General features: G+C 76.0%; 14 protein-coding genes. 3 read left to right on the top strand and 11 right to left on the bottom strand.

The window, feature by feature from the left end; genetic code table 11:
* Positions 1–16: 16 nt before the first annotated feature.
* The 4 genes from ACIPXB_RS02560 to ACIPXB_RS02545 form a co-directional block, all read right to left on the bottom strand.
* Positions 17–559: a GNAT family N-acetyltransferase gene (locus ACIPXB_RS02560; protein WP_401443522.1), complete on the bottom strand. Its 543-nt coding sequence runs from the start codon at positions 557–559 to the stop codon at positions 17–19.
* 157 nt (positions 560–716) lie between these two features.
* The gene (locus tag ACIPXB_RS02555) at positions 717–1,817 is read right to left on the bottom strand and encodes an acyl-CoA dehydrogenase family protein (RefSeq protein ID WP_401443520.1); all 1,101 of its coding nucleotides are present in this window, start codon (positions 1,815–1,817) and stop codon (positions 717–719) included.
* On the bottom strand, positions 1,814–3,031 hold the full coding sequence (locus ACIPXB_RS02550; protein WP_401443517.1) for an acyl-CoA dehydrogenase family protein: 1,218 nt from the start codon (positions 3,029–3,031) through the stop codon (positions 1,814–1,816). Before ACIPXB_RS02550 ends, ACIPXB_RS02555 begins: the two co-directional genes overlap by 4 nt.
* Positions 3,028–3,996 carry an NADPH:quinone oxidoreductase family protein gene (locus ACIPXB_RS02545; RefSeq protein WP_401443514.1) on the bottom strand — a complete coding sequence of 323 codons (969 nt, stop codon included), beginning with the start codon at positions 3,994–3,996 and terminating at the stop codon, positions 3,028–3,030. Before ACIPXB_RS02545 ends, ACIPXB_RS02550 begins: the two co-directional genes overlap by 4 nt.
* Before the next feature lie 715 nt (positions 3,997–4,711).
* Here ACIPXB_RS02545 and ACIPXB_RS02540 point away from each other — a divergent pair.
* On the top strand, positions 4,712–5,614 hold the full coding sequence (locus tag ACIPXB_RS02540; RefSeq protein WP_401443511.1) for an SDR family oxidoreductase: 903 nt from the start codon (positions 4,712–4,714) through the stop codon (positions 5,612–5,614).
* Between the two features lie 164 nt (positions 5,615–5,778).
* Here the strand turns inward: ACIPXB_RS02540 and ACIPXB_RS02535 are convergent, their stop codons facing one another.
* The 4 genes from ACIPXB_RS02535 to ACIPXB_RS02520 all read right to left on the bottom strand — a co-directional run bounded on the left by ACIPXB_RS02535 (position 5,779) and on the right by ACIPXB_RS02520 (position 9,760).
* Entirely contained in the window at positions 5,779–6,612 is an 834-nt protein-coding gene (locus ACIPXB_RS02535; protein WP_401443509.1) for an enoyl-CoA hydratase/isomerase family protein, read from the bottom strand.
* 110 nt (positions 6,613–6,722) lie between these two features.
* Complete coding sequence (locus ACIPXB_RS02530; RefSeq protein WP_401443507.1) at positions 6,723–7,475, bottom strand: PIG-L deacetylase family protein; 753 nt, start codon at positions 7,473–7,475, stop codon at positions 6,723–6,725.
* Positions 7,476–7,516: 41 nt separating this feature from the next.
* Positions 7,517–8,842, bottom strand: coding sequence for an alpha/beta fold hydrolase (locus ACIPXB_RS02525; protein ID WP_401443504.1), 1,326 nt, complete (start codon positions 8,840–8,842; stop codon positions 7,517–7,519).
* Positions 8,843–9,313: 471 nt separating this feature from the next.
* On the bottom strand, positions 9,314–9,760 hold the full coding sequence (locus ACIPXB_RS02520) for a hypothetical protein (RefSeq protein WP_401443501.1): 447 nt from the start codon (positions 9,758–9,760) through the stop codon (positions 9,314–9,316).
* 427 nt (positions 9,761–10,187) lie between these two features.
* On the opposite strand from ACIPXB_RS02520, the gene ACIPXB_RS02515 reads away from it, so the two are divergent.
* Positions 10,188–10,553: a hypothetical protein gene (locus ACIPXB_RS02515; protein WP_401443499.1), complete on the top strand. Its 366-nt coding sequence runs from the start codon at positions 10,188–10,190 to the stop codon at positions 10,551–10,553.
* A 106-nt stretch (positions 10,554–10,659) separates the two neighbouring features.
* Positions 10,660–11,493, top strand: a complete 834-nt coding sequence (locus ACIPXB_RS02510) for an NAD(P)H-binding protein (protein WP_401443496.1) — start codon at positions 10,660–10,662, stop codon at positions 11,491–11,493.
* Positions 11,494–11,535: 42 nt separating this feature from the next.
* Here ACIPXB_RS02510 and ACIPXB_RS02505 read toward each other — a convergent pair whose 3' ends face one another.
* From ACIPXB_RS02505 to ACIPXB_RS02495, 3 genes are all read right to left on the bottom strand, one after another.
* Positions 11,536–12,357, bottom strand: coding sequence for a tetratricopeptide repeat protein (locus tag ACIPXB_RS02505; RefSeq protein WP_401443494.1), 822 nt, complete (start codon positions 12,355–12,357; stop codon positions 11,536–11,538).
* A 141-nt stretch (positions 12,358–12,498) separates the two neighbouring features.
* Positions 12,499–13,584 (bottom strand): S-(hydroxymethyl)mycothiol dehydrogenase, encoded by a 1,086-nt coding sequence (locus ACIPXB_RS02500; RefSeq protein ID WP_401443492.1) that lies wholly within the window; start codon positions 13,582–13,584, stop codon positions 12,499–12,501.
* A 77-nt stretch (positions 13,585–13,661) separates the two neighbouring features.
* Positions 13,662–14,729, bottom strand: coding sequence for a LysR substrate-binding domain-containing protein (locus tag ACIPXB_RS02495; RefSeq protein WP_401443489.1), 1,068 nt, complete (start codon positions 14,727–14,729; stop codon positions 13,662–13,664).
* Positions 14,730–14,788: the final 59 nt, after the last annotated feature.

Here is a 14,788-nt window from a genome sequence, read left to right as displayed (position 1 = left end):
CCGGCGGCTACGGGGTCTAACGCGGTGCGGCGGGCGAGGTCACCTGCTTGTAGAACAAAGTGGTGGGGTGCAGGACGCCGTGGGGGTCGGCGGCGTAGTCGGGGATGACACCGGCCTCGGTCCAGCCGGCGGCCCGGTAGACGCCCTCGGCGCCGCTGCCGGTCTCGGTGTCCAGGAACAGCAGCAGCACCCCGGCGCGCGCGGCCGCCGCCTCCGCCTCGGCGAGCAGCGCCCGGGCGGTCCCGCGGCCGCGGGCGGCGGGGTGGACCATGAGCTTGCGCAGTTCGGCCCGGTGGCGGCCGTTGGGCTTGGTCTCGCGGCTCCAGCTGACGGTGCCGTCGATGCGGCCGTCGGTGTGCGAGACCCACAGGGCGAGGGTGCCGTCCTCGAGGGCGGGCAGCAGCCCGTCCCACCAGGCGGCGGCGCCGGCGTGGTCGAGGCGCGCGAGGAAGCCGAGGGAGGCGCCGTCGGCGACGATGTCCAGCAGCAGGACCGCGAGTTCGTCACGGCGCGTGCGCAGTCCGGCCGCGGTGAGCCGTTCGATGGTGGTGGTCGTCATGGGGCCAGGGTAGGGACCTGAGCGCTCCGCGGTGCGGGCGGGGGACATGGAAGAGGACGTGAAGGGGGAGGCGGAAAGGGGGAGGTCACCGGCTGCGGCCGCCCGGCCGTGGCCGTCCCGGGTGGGCGGTCACGGCCGGGCGGTCACGGCCCGGGGGTTACGACCGCGGGCCGGGGAGTTCGGCCAGGTCGGCGACGAGGGTGCGGTGGTGGCCCGTCGTGCCCAGGGCCAGCGAGTCGGCCTTGGCGCGCTTGAGGGCGAGGTGGGCCGGGTGTTCCCAGGTCATGCCGATGCCGCCGTGCAGCTGGACGCACTCCTCGGCGGCGCGGACGGCCACGGTGGAGCAGTAGGCCTGGGCCACGGCGACGGTCAGGGGTGCGTCGGGGGCGCCGGTGGCGAGGGCGTCGGCGGCGGCGCGGGCCGCCGCGCGGGCGGAGGCCACGTCCAGCCAGAGCTGGGCCAGGCGGTGCTTGAGGGCCTGGAAGGAGCCGAGGGGACGGTTGAACTGGCGGCGCTCCTTCAGGTGTTCGACGGTGTCCGTGAGGCACCGGTCGGCGAGCCCCACCTGTTCGGAGGCGAGCAGGCCGGCGCCGGTCAGCAGGGCGCCGGACAGCGCCGCCCGGGCGGCCTGCGGGGGTGCCACCAGGTCGCCGCGGGCCGCGGTCAGCCGTACCTCGGCCAGGGGGCGGGTGAGGTCCAGCGGGACCTGGGGGGTGACGGCGGCGTCGGCGGCCGGGACGGCGTACAGGCCGGTGTCGGCGAGGACCAGGAAGGTGTCCGCGCCGATGGCGTCGGCGACGAAGGAGACCGCGCCGGTGAGGACGCCGCCGCCCTCGTCGTGGACGGCCGGGGTGAGCGGGCCCGCCAGCGCCGTGGTCAGCGGCAGGGCGGTCACGCAGACCGACCCGGCGCACAGCGCGGCCAGCAGGGCGGGCACCGACGGCCCCTCGCACGCCATCAGGACGTCCGTGGAGATGACCGCGCTGGTCAGGTACGGGAGCCCGGCGACCGACCGGCCCAGCTCCTCCATCACCACCGCCGCCTCGCGGTGGGTCGCGCCCTGGCCGCCGAGCTTCTCGGGGACCAGGAGGCCGGCCGTGCCGATGTCCACGGCCAGGGTGTGCCACAGCGCGGAGTCGTGCGGCTCGCCGGCCTCGGCGCGGGCGAGGGTGGTGGAGTGGCCGGCACGGGCGGCGAGGAGGGACCGTACCGCCGCGCGGAGTTCGTCCTCCGTGTCGGAGTAGAGCAGGTCGGTCATCGGGCCAGGTCCTTCCAGGGCAGGTCCTTGTCGTCGCGCGGCTCGGAGGGCAGCCCGAGCACGCGTTCGGCGACGATGTTGAGGAGGACTTCGCTCGTGCCGCCCTCGATCGAGTTGCCCTTGGCGCGCAGGTAGCGGTAGCCGGCGTCGCGGCCGGTGAAGTCGACCAGTTCGGGGCGGCGCATGGTCCAGTCCTCGTACAACAGGCCCTCGGGGCCGAGGAGTTCCACTTCCAGGGCGCTGATCTGCTGGTTGAGGCGGGCGAAGGTGAGCTTCATGCCCGAGCCCTCGGGTCCGGGCTGGCCGGCCGCGAGCTGCTGGCGCAGCCGTTCGGCGGTGAGGCGCGCGACTTCGGCCTCCACCCACAGGGTCAGCAGCCGGTCGTGGAGGTGGTGGGTGCGCAGCTCGGGGCGGCCGCGCCAGGTGGCGGCGACGGAGCCGATCATGCCGCCCTCGCGGGGCTGCCGCATGCCGCCGATGGAGACGCGTTCGTTCATGAGCGTGGTGCGGGCGACCTCCCAGCCCTGCCCGACGGCGCCCAGGCGGTGGCTGTCGGGGATGCGGACGCCGGTGAGGAAGACCTCGTTGAACTCGGCCTCGCCGGTGATCTGGCGCAGCGGCCGGACGTCGACGCCGGGGTCGGTCATGTCGCACAGGAAGTAGGTGATGCCGCGGTGCTTGGGCAGGCCGGGGTCGGTGCGGGCGATGAGGATGCCCCAGCGGGCGGTGTGCGCGCTGGAGGTCCACACCTTCTGGCCGTCGACCACCCAGGTGTCACCGTCGCGGACGGCCCGGGTGCCGAGGGCCGCGAGGTCGGAGCCGGCGCCGGGTTCGCTGAAGAGCTGGCACCACACCTCCTCCCCCGCCCACAGGGGCGGCAGGAAGCGCCGCTTCTGCTCGTCGGTGCCGTACGCGAGGATCGTCGGCGCCGCCATGCCCAGGCCGATGCCGATGCGGCGCGGGTCGTTGTCGGGGGCGCCCGCGGCCTGGAGTTCGGCGTCGACGACGGCCTGGAGGGAGCGGGGCGCGCCGAGGCCGCCGAGGCCCTGGGGGTAGTGCACCCAGGCCAGCCCCGCGTCGAAACGGGCCCGCAGGAAGGCGGCGCGGTCGGTGCCGGCGGGCGGGTGGGCGGCGAGGAACCGCCGGGTGCGCGCGCGGAGTTCGTCGGCGGTGGGCTCCGGGCCGGGGGTGGTCGTCGGGCCGGCGGCGGTCATCGGGCGGCTCCGGTCGGTACGACGACCAGCCGGCCGGTGGTGGTGCCGTCGGCGACGCGCTGGACGGCGTCGGCGGCCGCGGCGAGCGGGACGCGTTCGCTGACGAGGGGGGCGATCGCACCCTCGGCGGCGAGGCGGGTGAGTTCGGCGTGGCAGGCGAGGACGGCGGCCGGTTCCCTGGCGGCGTACAGCCCCCAGTGCAGGCCCACGATGGCGTAGTTCTTCACCAGGGCGTGGTTGAGGGCGGGGGTGGGGACGGTGCCGCTCGCGAAACCGACGACGAGGATCCGGCCCTCGAAGGCGACGCACTTGGCGGAGGCGGTGAAGGCGTCGCCGCCGACCGGGTCGTAGACGACGTCGGCGCCACGGCCGCCGGTGAACTCCTTGACCCGGGCGACCAGGTCCTCGGTGGTGCGGTCGACGACGAGATCGCAGCCGAGTTCCTCGGCGGTACGGGCCTTGGCCTTGCCGCCGACGACGCCGATGACGGTGGCTCCGGCGGCCTTGCCGAGCTGGACGGCGGCGCTGCCGACGCCGCCGGCGGCCGCGTGGATGAGGAGGGTCTCGCCGGGCTGGATCCGGGCCCGGCGGTGCAGGCCGAACCAGCCGGTCTGGTAGCCGATGTGGAGAGCGGCCGCGGCCGCGTCGTCGAGGGAGTCGGGGGCCGGGAGGAGGGCGGCCGCGGGGGCGGTGACGTACTCGGCGAAACCGCCGTGCGGCAGGCTCGGGTTGGCGATCACCCGGCGGCCGTCGGCGGTCTCGCCGCAGATCTCCACGCCGGGGGTGAAGGGCAGCGGGGGGCGGATCTGGTACTGGCCGCGGCACAGCAGGGCGTCGGGGAAGTTGACGTTGGCCGCGAGTACCCTGAGCTTCACCTCGCCCTCGCCGGGCTCGGGTTCGGGAACCTCGTCGAGGCGCATGGCCTCCAGGGGCTCGCCGTGGGTATGTACTCGCCATGCCTGCATCCGGGGCCTCCAGCCGCCGTCGAGGAACCACGCTCGCCGGCATACTAAGCGGTCGCTTGCCCATCTGTGAACCGCCGGCGCCTCCACACCCCGCTCCGGATCCACACGCGGCGGGCCGGGGCACGCCCGGCAGGTCCGGGGCGCACACCGGCCGTGCGCCCGGCGGGTCCGGCGGCGCCCGGCGGGCTCGCGCCGCACACCGGCCACGCACGGCGGGTCCTACGCCGCACACCGGCCCCGCGCCCGGCGGATCCTGGGCGCACGCCGGCCGCACGCGGTGGGTCCTGGGCACGCCCGACGGGTCCCGGGTGCTCGGCGGGCCCAGGCCGCACACCGGCCCCGCGCCCGGTCACTTCGGACGGCTCCGGACGGCGTCCCCGCGCCCACCTGTGCCTCGCGGACCGCGTTTGCGCCCCGGCCGGCTTCCGCGCCGGGTCCGGGTGGATCCGGGCCTGCTCCGGGCCGGAGCCGGGCGATTCCGGGTGGCTGCGGCCCGTCTCTACCCGGTGGAGGCCGGGTCTACCCGGGTCCGGGCGGGCCGGGCGGCTCCGGGCTGGGCCCGGGGTGGGTGCCGGTCGGGGCCGCGGGGCGCGGGGGCGGGCCCCGCGGACCGTCCCTGCCCAGGTACCGGGGGGGCCGTACACAATCCGGGCCCGTGCGGGGTGTGTCGTGCGCGGGGATGGTGATCTGCGGCCGCGCGCGCTATCGATGGCGCATGTCGATCGAGAACGCACCGCGCGGCCTGCCCGCGCCGCCGCCGCTCGGGGCCGCCGCCCTGCCGCCCGGTACGTACGCGGGGCAGACGGTGCTGGTCACGGGCGGCGGCACCGGGCTGGGCCGGGCCATCGCGGCCGAGTTCGCCCGGCTCGGAGCCGATCTGGTGATCGCGGGCCGCCGGGCCGAGCGGCTGGTGGCGGCGCGCGAGGAGCTGGCGGCCGTACCCGGCGCCGGCCGCGTCACGACCGCCGTCTGCGACATCCGGGACCCCGAGCGGGTGGCGGAGGTCTTCGACGCGGCGCAGGAGACATACGGGCTGCCGGACGTCCTCGTCAACAACGCGGCCGCCAACTTCCCCAGCCCCGCCGAGGACCTCTCCCCGGGCGCCTGGCGGGCGGTCGTCGACATCACGCTGACCGGGACCTGGTTCATGACCCGCGAATTCGGCCGCCGTCACCTGGCGGCCGGCACCCCGGGGTCGATCGTCAACGTCGGCGCCTCCTACGCCTGGACGGGCGGCCCCGGCTTCGCGCACAGCGCGGCGGCCAAGGCCGGGGTGAAGAACCTGGTGGAGACGCTGGCCGTGGAGTGGGGTCCGTACGGCATCCAGGTCAACGGGCTGGTACCGGGGCTGGTACCGCACGGCGACATGAGCGACGACATCCGCGCGGGACTCCAGCGGGCCGCGCCCGGCGGCGGGGACGCGCGCCAGCCCGCGCTGCGGGTGGGGCGGCCGCGCGAGCTGGGCTGGGCGGCCACCTTCCTGGCCTCCCCCTACGCCCGCTTCATCACCGGGCACACGCTCGTGGTGGACGGGGCGAACTGGCAGCGCAGGGCCCTGGTGAACCCGGACGTGGTACCGGTGCGGGAGCAGCTGGGGCGGCCACCCTTCACTCCGTGAGCCGGGGACCCCGGGCCGAGCGCGACCGCGCCGCCCGACCCCGGCGGTCGCACACCCGGCCCCGCCCCCGAACACCCGTGCCTCGCGGGGCCGCTCAGCCCCCGGTCGCGCCCCTGCCGACGATCGCGCTCGGCCTGTCGGCTGTCCCGGCCCGGCCGGTGCGCTCAGTCGCCCGTGAAGTGGGGCGGGCGGCGGGCCGCCGAGGCGCCGTAGCCCTCGCGGCAGTCCTCCGAGGTGAGGGTGAGCGCGGCGGTCATCGCCGCCCGGTCCAGCGCGGCCGGGAGCGCCGCGTCGGCGTACGCGTCGACCGCGCGCTTGATGCCCTGGACGGCCAGCGGGGCGTTGCCGGCGATCTCCTCCGCCAGCGCGCGGGCGGTGGCGTCCAGGTCGTCGGGCGCGGTCACGAGCTGGACCAGGTGCAGTCGTTCGGCGGTGGCGGCATCGATCCGGCGGCCGGTCAGCGCAAGGTACTTGGCCCAGCCCGCGCCCGCCTCCCGGGCGATCCGCAGATCCCCGCCCGCGTCGACGGCCACGCCGAGCCGGGCCTCGGGCAGCGCGAACACGGCGTCGGAGGCGGCCACCCGGACGTCGGCCATCAACGCCAGCTCGAAGCCGAAGCCGAGGCAGTAGCCCTGCACGGCGGCGACCACGGGCTGGGGCAGCCGGGCCAGGACCGCGAAGCGTTCGTGGACCCACCGGATGCCCTCGTAGTAGTTGCGCATGCGCCGGGCGGCCGAGGTCCCGGTGATCGCGCCGCCGGGCGCGCTCACGTCGATGCCCGCGCAGAAGGCCCGGCCCTCGGCCCGCAGCAGGACAGCCCGTACCGAGTCGTCGAAGCGGATCCGGTCGGCGAGCAGGCCGAGTTGCCGGGTCGACTCCCAGCTCCAGCCGTTGAGCTTGTCCGGGCGGCAGAGGGTGAGGACCGCGAGGCCGTCCGCGACGTCGAGCCGGATCCGCTCCCCACCCTCCGCGATCTCCGTGGACACGGTGTCGATCAAGCCCGGACCCCCTTCACGCGCACCATAATTGACGATGCGTCAGGTTACGGAGGTCGGGGCGCCCGGGGAAGACCCGGGACGCCGGGCGGAGGCACCGTGGTGGACGAGGCCTAGCGGGAGAAGACCTCGAACGCCACCGCCGGGCGACCGCCGAACCGGTCCGCGAGTCGTTCGGCGTTGCCGGTGAGGAAGGTCCGGACGTACGTCTCCGGGTCCTCGTCGGTGAGGGCCTCGATGTACGCGCGGTGCTCCAGCAGGGACGCCACCGACCGTTCGAGGCCGGGGCCCGCGTCGGCCGCGTGGGTGGGCGTGTTCGATCCGGCCACGGCCACCCAGCGGACGCCGTTCCAGGGCTCCAGGCCCTGCTCGGAGATCAGTTCGGGGAAGATCCAGCGGTTGCCGGCGTCGGCGGCCGCGTCCAGCGTGGCCCGGCCGACGGCGCGGTGGTCGGGGGTGTTCCAGTACCCGCCGGGGCCGCCGCCCCACGTGTCACGGTGGTTGAGGGTGAGCACGAGCTCGGGACGGTGCCGGCGGATCGCCGCCGCGATGTCCCGGCGCAGGTCCAGGCCGTACTCGATGGTCCCGTCCCGGTGGTCGAGGAACTCCACCTCCGACACGCCGACGGCCGCCGCGCTGGCCCGCTGCTCGGCCTCGCGCAGCGGGGCGCACTCGGCGGGGGCGACACCGTCGATACCGGCCTCCCCGCGCGTGGCGAGCACGTAGACGACCTCACGGCCGCCGTCCGTCCAGTCCGCGACGGCCGCGGCGCACCCGTACTCCAGGTCGTCGGGGTGGGCGACGACGGCGAGCGCGCGCTGCCAGTCGGTGGGCATGGGCTCCAGTTGATCAAGATGCTGAGTCATGTTCCGCACGATAGGCGAGAGGTGGGCCGGCGGGCCCGATTTCAGGCATCGCCCCGTACGAGGTCCAGCAGCCGGTCCAGGACCCGGGTGCCGCCGGCGCGGACGCCGTCGTGCTCGAACTCGTCCGTCACCCAGGTGCGCAGGCCCCGGATCGCGCGGGCGGTGCGCAGCGAGTGGCCCGTGTCGACGTACAGGTCGTCGTGGTAGACGGCGGCGGCCACCGGCACCTCGTTGGCGGCCAGGCGCGCCGGGTCGTAGAGGGGCTGCCAGCCGGTGCGGGCGGCGAGGATCTCGGCGGTCTCGCGCAGCGGGACGAGGGCCGGGTCGGTGGTGAAGTGCCAGGGGTGGATGGTCTCGCCGCCGAAGAGCAGCGGTTCGTCGCCGGCGAGGGTCTCGGCGACGTCGAAGCGGGGCAGGCCGGCGCGGATCCGGTCGGCGGCCCAGGCGGTGGGGGTGGCGGGGTCCTGGGCGTAGATGGCCTCGTGGACCAGGGCGTAGAGGGGGTGCCCGGCGTACGACAGCAGGGAGCGGGCGCCTTCGAGGAAGGCGTCGGAGAGGGCCGGTCCGGTGGGGGTCGGGACGAACGCGTCCTCCAGCAGGTAGTGCAGCTGGTGGCTGCCGTCCCCGGTGCCGAGGAGGATGCCGAGGGACTGGAAGGCCTCGGCGGTCAGCAGGTGCCCGCCGGGCAGTTCGACCCGGTGCTCGGTGAGGTGGGCGGCGATGCGGCGGGCGCGTTCGGCGTCCATCGGGTAGCGGGCGTAGTGCGCGAGGTTCTTGCGCTCGATCCGGGGGAACGCGGCGGCGTACACGGTGTCGGCGGTGGCGTCGAGGGACGGCAGGCCGCCGGTGACGAGGGCGGCGGACAGGGCGTCGGGGGCGGTGGAGAGGTAGTGGGTGGTGCAGAAGCCGCCGAAGCTCTGGCCGAGGACGGTCCAGGGGGCGCCGCCGGTGAGGAGGGGCCGGATGGCCTCGCAGTCGCGGACGATCGAGTCGGCGCGGAAGTGGGCGAGGTACTCGGCCTGCTGGTACGGGGTACCGCGCAGCGGCAGGGTCTGCCGGTTGGCCGGGGTGGAGCGGCCGGTGCCGCGCTGGTCGAGGAGGAGCACCCGGTATTCGGTGAGCGCCCGCTCCAGCCAGGCCTGGCGGCCGGTGAACCGGCGGGCGCCGAAGCCGGGTCCGCCTTCGAGGTAGAGCAGCCAGGGCAGCCCCGCCGGGTCGGTACCGGTCGCGCTGACCTCGCGGGCGTAGAGCTCGATGTGCTCGCCGTCGGGGCGGTCGTGGTCCAGGGGCACCGAGAAGTGGTGGTCGGTGAGGACGACGCCGGGCTGACGGTAGCTCGGCTGCTGACGGTGGTGGCTGCTGGTCACGTGGAACGTCCCCGGGTGCGGCGGCGGTACGGGCAGTACTGGCGGTGCGCGCGCCGTTGCCGTCCCTCGCCGGCGGCGGCACGGGCGACGGCCGGCCCGAGTCTACGCCGCCGCCCCGCCGCCGCGGTCCTACGGCCGCCTTCCTGCGGCTGCCGCACCACGAGCCGGCCGCCGGACAACAGGCCGGGCGGCGGGGCTGACCGGCCGCCGGACAACAGGCCAGCGCCGGACTACGGGACGGCTGCTGGACCAAGAGCCGGCCGCCGGGGGCGGGCTGGCCGCCGGACAACAGGCTGGGCGCCGGACCACGGGCCGGGCGCCGGGGGCGGACCGGCCGCCGGGCTAAGGGCCGGCCTCCTGGGGCGGGTCGGCCGTGTCGCGCGGCCCGTGCGGCACCGCCGCCCCGGCGTCGGGTCCGAGCCGGGTCAGGCGCCGGGCCGTCCGGTCGGGACCGCACCCGGCCCGCGCCCTCTACTGTCCGGCGAGTTCCGCCACCAGTGCGGGCGCTGCCTCCGGGCCGGGGTGGTCGGCCGGCACGTCCGCGCCCAACCGCGCCGGCCAGGGGCGGTCGTCCCGTGCCCAGCCGCGCGCCGCCGGTACGGCGAGGGCACCCAACCGCTCGACGGCCCGCCCGAGCGGGGCAGGCTCCGGCGGCCGTTCGACGTGCCCAGCGAGGGAACCAGGGGGGATCAGCCCCTCGGCCGGCTCCCGGCCGGCCAGCGGCCGCAGTGCGTCGGACTTCGCGCCTTGCTCCGTACGGCCGTCGGTGAGGAGGGCCAGTAGGTCCGCGGTGGCGGTCCCGGCCGGGGACGGCCGCGGAGCGGGGGGAGGGCCGTCCACCTCGATCCCGAACCGCGTCCACGGCTCGCAGGACCACGGACGCTCCGTCTCCACCCTGATCCGGGGCCCGCGCGACACGGGCGAGGTCCTCCCACCAGTGCGGGGGGGTGGCCCCCCGCCACCGACTCCAGGACGTCGTTGCAGGTCCCGCACCAGCCGCGCCAGGTACAGCGACCGGTCATCCGTGCCGTCCCACCGCCGGTCGTGGCGGATCCCGTCGTACACCAACGCGGCGGATCCCCGCAGGTCATGGAGCGCCCGCAGCGCTCCCCGGCCACGCCCCCGTCGCAACAGGCCCTCGACGGACCAGGGGTGGGCGTACGTCATCCCGCCCTCGTCGTTCATCACCCGGCACCCTGCCCGAGCGGACACCGGCCCGCCGGCGGGATACCGGCTGGTCACGCGGCGGGCGCCCCCGGTGTTCACCGGCCCGGCCGCCCCTGCCCGACCGCCCTTCTCCGGCCGGGCCCGGCGCGGGGCGGGGCCGAGGGGCTACCCTCCCGGGATGGAACGCGCTGAGGTCCTGAAGCGAGTCATCGGCATTCTCACGGAGACGCAGGAGATCCGCCGGGCGGCGGAAGCCGGCGAGAACGGCGAGGTCTCCGGCCCGGAGGCGGGCGTGGTCACCCAGTTGCTGAACGAGATGCTGCCCTCCATCAAGGTGCCGGCCGACGCCGCGCCGCAGGAGGTGGCGCACCTGGTCGCGGACGCGCTGGGTCCGGCGTTGCAGACCATGGTCGCCGGGTTCAGCCTCGCCTTCACCAGTCTCGCCATGGCGCACGACAGCGGCCGGACGGACCTCTCCTCGGCCGATGTGCTGCGTACCCTCGCGCTCCAGGTGGAGGCCGGATACTTCAACGAGGGGTCCTGACCGTCGCGAGTCGCGACCCGGCCGAAGGCCGACTCCTTGACCTCAAGCGTGGTCGAGCTCCTAGCGTGGCCTCCTGTTGATCATTCTGCGACGGGAGAGACACGCCATGATCCTCGTGACCGGAGCGACCGGGAACATAGGCCGTGCCCTGCTGACGGAACTGCACGCGCGTGGTGCCGGACCGGTGAGGGGGCTCACGCGCGACGCCGCGCGGGCCGCCTTCCACGGAACGGCCGAGGTCGTGGAGGGCGACCTGGCGGAGCCCGCCTCGTGGGAACCCGCTCTGGAGGGGGTGCGCTCGCTGTTCCTCCCGTCGGGTCTGGGCCCGGACGCCGACATCCTCGCAGCCGCCCGCCGGGCGGGCGTGCGGCACGTGGTGCTGGTGTCGTCGATCACCGTCCGGACCCATCCGCATCTGGACCCCGCCCGCCAGCACACCGCGGTGGAGCACATGCTCGAGGAGAGCGGCATGGCCTGGACGATCCTGCGGCCGACGCAGTTCGCCTCGAACGCCTTGATGTGGGCGGACACCATCCGTGCGCACGGGACCGTCCGCGCGCCGTACCCGGACGTCGCGCTGCCGACCATCCACCCTGCGGACATCGCCGCGGTCGCGCGGACGGTGCTGACCGAGCCCGGCCATCAGGGGCGTACGTACGCCCTGACCGGCCCGGAGCCGGTGACGGCCCGGCAGCAGGCCGGCGCCATCGCGGCGGCACTGGGCCGGGAGGTGCCGTTCGCCGGGATCAGCCGCCAGGAGGCCTACGCCCGGATGGCGGCGGTCTTCGGGGACGACGCCGCCGACGCGGTGCTCGACGTCACGGGCGGTGACGTCAACGACGAGCTGCTGAGGGTGCGCGACACGGTCGCTCAGATCACCGGGAGCCCGGCCCGGACGTTCCGGCAGTGGGCCGAGGAGAACGTCGCCGCCTTCCGGTGATCACACGGACGTGCGCGGGTTGCCGTCCCCGGGGCAACTCGCCTAGCGGCCGGTGCGGCGGCGCAGGAGGGTGAGGTTGTGGAGGGCGTCCGGGTCGCCCTGGTCGGCGGCGCGCTGCCACCACCGGGCGGCGCCGGTGTCGTCGCCGCGCCGCTGAAGGAGGTTGCCCAGGTTGTACATGGCGCTCACGTGGCCGGCCTCCGCCGCGCGCCGCCACCACCGTTCGGCCTCGGCCGGGTCGCCGCGTTCGTCGGCCAGCACGCCCATGCTGTAGGCGGCGTCGGTGTGGCCGGCCTCGGCGGCCGCGCGGCTGAAGCGTTCGGCGGCGGCCGTGTCGCCCTGCTCGTGCGCGAGGATGCCGAGGTTGTACAGGGCGAGGGTGTCGCCGGACTCGGCCGCGCGCTGCAGGATCCGGCGGCCCTCGGGGTCGCCCTGGTGCAGCAGGAGCAGGGCGAGGTCGTGCGCCGCGCCGGGAGCCCCGGCGTCCGCGGCCTGCCGGTGGTACCGCAGGGCGGCCGCCGGGTCGCGTCCGCTGTCGCGCAGCAGGACGGCCAGCCGGTACGCGGCCGTGCCGCTGCCGGCCTGCGCGGCACGCAGCCAGCCGCGTTCGGCCTCCGCCAGGTCGCCCCGGTGGGCGGCGAGGTCGCCCAGGTCCGCCATGGCCGTGACGTCGCCGCGGGCGGCGGCCTCGCGCAGCTCCGGCTCCGGCCGGGCCGGCGCGGAGAAGGCCGGGCCGGGCGCGGGGGCCTCCGGGAGGTGGGCCACCGAGGGGCCGGGGCGGGCGGGGCGGCGCGCGGCGGCGGCGACGCGGAGCAGGAGCAGCACGACGAGCGCGCCGAGTACGGCGTACATCCACCGGTCCATGCCAGCCTCCGCCCGCCCCGGCCCCCGCGTGCCGGGGACCGTCGGGTGTCCTTCCCCGCGGCGCCCGGGCGGACACTCGAACGGTGCGACGGAACGGTGCGTCGCGAGGGTGTGTCAGAACGGCGTGTCAGTATCGGTGTGTCAGAACGCCACGACCGAGCGGAGCACCTCACCGCGCTCCATGCGGGCGAAGGCGTCCTCGACCCCGTCGAGGGGGATGGTCTCGGAGACGAAGGCGTCGAGGTCGAGGCGGCCCTGGAGGTAGAGGTCGATGAGGAGGGGGAAGTCACGCTCGGGCAGGCAGTCGCCGTACCAGGAGGACTTCAGTGCGCCGCCCCGGCCGAAGACGTCCAGCAGCGGCAGGTCCAGGCGCATGTCGGGGGTGGGGACACCGACCAGGACGACGGTGCCGGCGAGGTCGCGGGCGTAGAAGGCCTGGCTGTACGTCTCGGGGCGGCCGACGGCCTCGATGACGACGTCCGCGCCGTGGCCTCCGGTGAGGGACTGGATGGCCTTGACGACGTCCTCGGTACGGCCGTTGACGGTGTGGGTGGCCCCCAGGCCCTTGGCCCACTCCAGTTTGCGGTCGTCCAGGTCGACGGCGATGATCTTCGCCGCGCCGGCCAGCCGGGCGCCGGCGACGGCCGCGTTGCCCACTCCCCCACAGCCGATGACGGCCACCGAGTCGCCGCGGCCGACGTTGCCGGTGTTCAGGGCCGCGCCGAGGCCGGCCATGACTCCGCAGCCCAGCAGGCCCGCGGCCGCGGGCGAGGCGGCCGGGTCCACCTTGGTGCACTGGCCGGCGGCGACCAGGGTCTTCTCGGCGAAGGCGCCGATGCCGAGGGCCGGGGAGAGGGGGGTACCGTCCTCCAGGGTCATCGGCTGCGTCGCGTTGTGGGTGGCGAAGCAGTACCAGGGGCGGCCGCGCCGGCACGCCCGGCAGGTGCCGCACACCGCGCGCCAGTTGAGGACGACGAAGTCGCCGGGGGCGACGGAGGTGACGTCCGGGCCGGTCGCCTCGACGATGCCCGCCGCCTCGTGGCCGAGGAGGAAGGGGAACTCGTCGTTGATGCCGCCCTCGCGGTAGTGCAGGTCGGTGTGGCAGACCCCGCAGGCCTGGACCCGGACCAGCGCCTCGCCGGGCCCGGGATCGGGGACGAGCACGGTCGTCGTCTCCACCGGTGCGCCCTTGCTCCGTGCGATGACCCCTCGTACGCGATGCGTCACGTCGTACCCCGCTCTGTGGTCGGAACCGTCCCGGATCACCGAACGTACACGGGGCACGCGGGGTGCGGGAGTTGACGTCACCGGTCGGGGCGCAGAAGACCGGCCGGGACGGCCGCGCGCAGGGCCTCGGCGAAGGCGGCGACGGCCGGGTGCCCGGCGGCCCCGCCCCGGAAGGCGATCTTCGTACGGCGTTCCACGGCCAGGCGGGTGAGGCTGACGCCGGGGTCGGCGGGCGTGCCGATGCCGAGCTGGGGTACGACGGCCACGCCCTGGCCGATGGCCACCAGGGCCAGCACGGTGGCGAACTCGTCGACCTGGTGGCGTACCCGCGGGGTGAAGCCGGCGGCCTGGCAGGCGCGGACGGTCATGGCGTGGCAGAGGGTGCCGGGGGTGGCGGTGATCCAGGGGGCGTCGCGGTGGGCGCGCAGGAGGGCTGCCTGACCGGCACCGCCGGACGGGGGCGGGCCCGCGGGCGGCCACGGGGCCGGGTCCGGGTCCGGGTCCCCGGGCGGCCACGGGTCCGCTGCCGGGCTCGGGCAGGGGACCAGGGTCGGGCCAGGGACCGGGGTCGGGACGGGGGCCGGGCTCGGGCCGGGGGCCGGGGTCGGGACGGCGGCCGGGGTCGCCAGGTACATCGCCTCGCCGAAGAGCGGGGCCGTGGCCAGGCCAGGCTCCTCGGGCGCGGGCACGAAGTCGTACTCGTGGACCAGGGCGACGTCCAGATCACCCGCGCGCAGGGCGTGGGCGACGGCGGCGGGATCGGTCTCGCGGACCATCGGTTCCAGGCGGGGGTGGCGGCGGGCCAGGGTACGGAGCGCGGCCGGGACCAGGGCGCGGGCGGCGGTGGGGAACGCGCCGATGCGCAGGGCGCCCGCCAGGCCCTCGCGGGCCTCGGCGAGGTCGGCGTCGGCCTGCTCCAGTCGTTCGAGCACGGCGTCGGCGTGGCCGACCAGGTGCTGGGCGGCGGGGGTCAGGCGGACGCTGCGGCCGGTGCGTTCCAGGAGCGGCAGGCCCGCTTCCCGCTCCAGCGCGGCCAGTTGCTGGGACACCGCCGAAGGGCTGAAGGACAGGGCCTCGGCGACGGCGGCGATGGTGCCGCGGCGGGCGAGTTCGCGCAGCAGGCGCAGGCGTCGGACATCGAGCATCGGATCAGCTTACGCTCGGCATCGGGAAGGCGAACTGGACCTGTGGCTCGAGGCCCGCC

Source organism: Streptomyces sp. NPDC090022 (assembly GCF_044748145.1).
GTDB lineage: Bacteria > Actinomycetota > Actinomycetes > Streptomycetales > Streptomycetaceae > Streptomyces.
This window is presented reverse-complemented; position numbering and strand designations above follow the sequence as displayed.

Excerpts from the sequence above, each read along its gene's own strand:
- ACIPXB_RS02510 (WP_401443496.1), top strand. The coding sequence starts at position 10,660 with ATGATCCTCGTGACCGGAGCGACCGGGAACATAGGCCGTGCCCTGCTG.
- ACIPXB_RS02495 (WP_401443489.1), bottom strand. The coding sequence starts at position 14,729 with ATGCTCGATGTCCGACGCCTGCGCCTGCTGCGCGAACTCGCCCGCCGC.
- ACIPXB_RS02555 (WP_401443520.1), bottom strand. The coding sequence starts at position 1,817 with ATGACCGACCTGCTCTACTCCGACACGGAGGACGAACTCCGCGCGGCG.
- ACIPXB_RS02505 (WP_401443494.1), bottom strand. The coding sequence starts at position 12,357 with ATGGACCGGTGGATGTACGCCGTACTCGGCGCGCTCGTCGTGCTGCTC.
- ACIPXB_RS02515 (WP_401443499.1), top strand. The coding sequence starts at position 10,188 with ATGGAACGCGCTGAGGTCCTGAAGCGAGTCATCGGCATTCTCACGGAG.
- ACIPXB_RS02560 (WP_401443522.1), bottom strand. The coding sequence starts at position 559 with ATGACGACCACCACCATCGAACGGCTCACCGCGGCCGGACTGCGCACG.
- ACIPXB_RS02540 (WP_401443511.1), top strand. The coding sequence starts at position 4,712 with ATGTCGATCGAGAACGCACCGCGCGGCCTGCCCGCGCCGCCGCCGCTC.
- ACIPXB_RS02530 (WP_401443507.1), bottom strand. The coding sequence starts at position 7,475 with ATGACTCAGCATCTTGATCAACTGGAGCCCATGCCCACCGACTGGCAG.
- ACIPXB_RS02545 (WP_401443514.1), bottom strand. The coding sequence starts at position 3,996 with ATGCAGGCATGGCGAGTACATACCCACGGCGAGCCCCTGGAGGCCATG.
- ACIPXB_RS02550 (WP_401443517.1), bottom strand. The coding sequence starts at position 3,031 with ATGACCGCCGCCGGCCCGACGACCACCCCCGGCCCGGAGCCCACCGCC.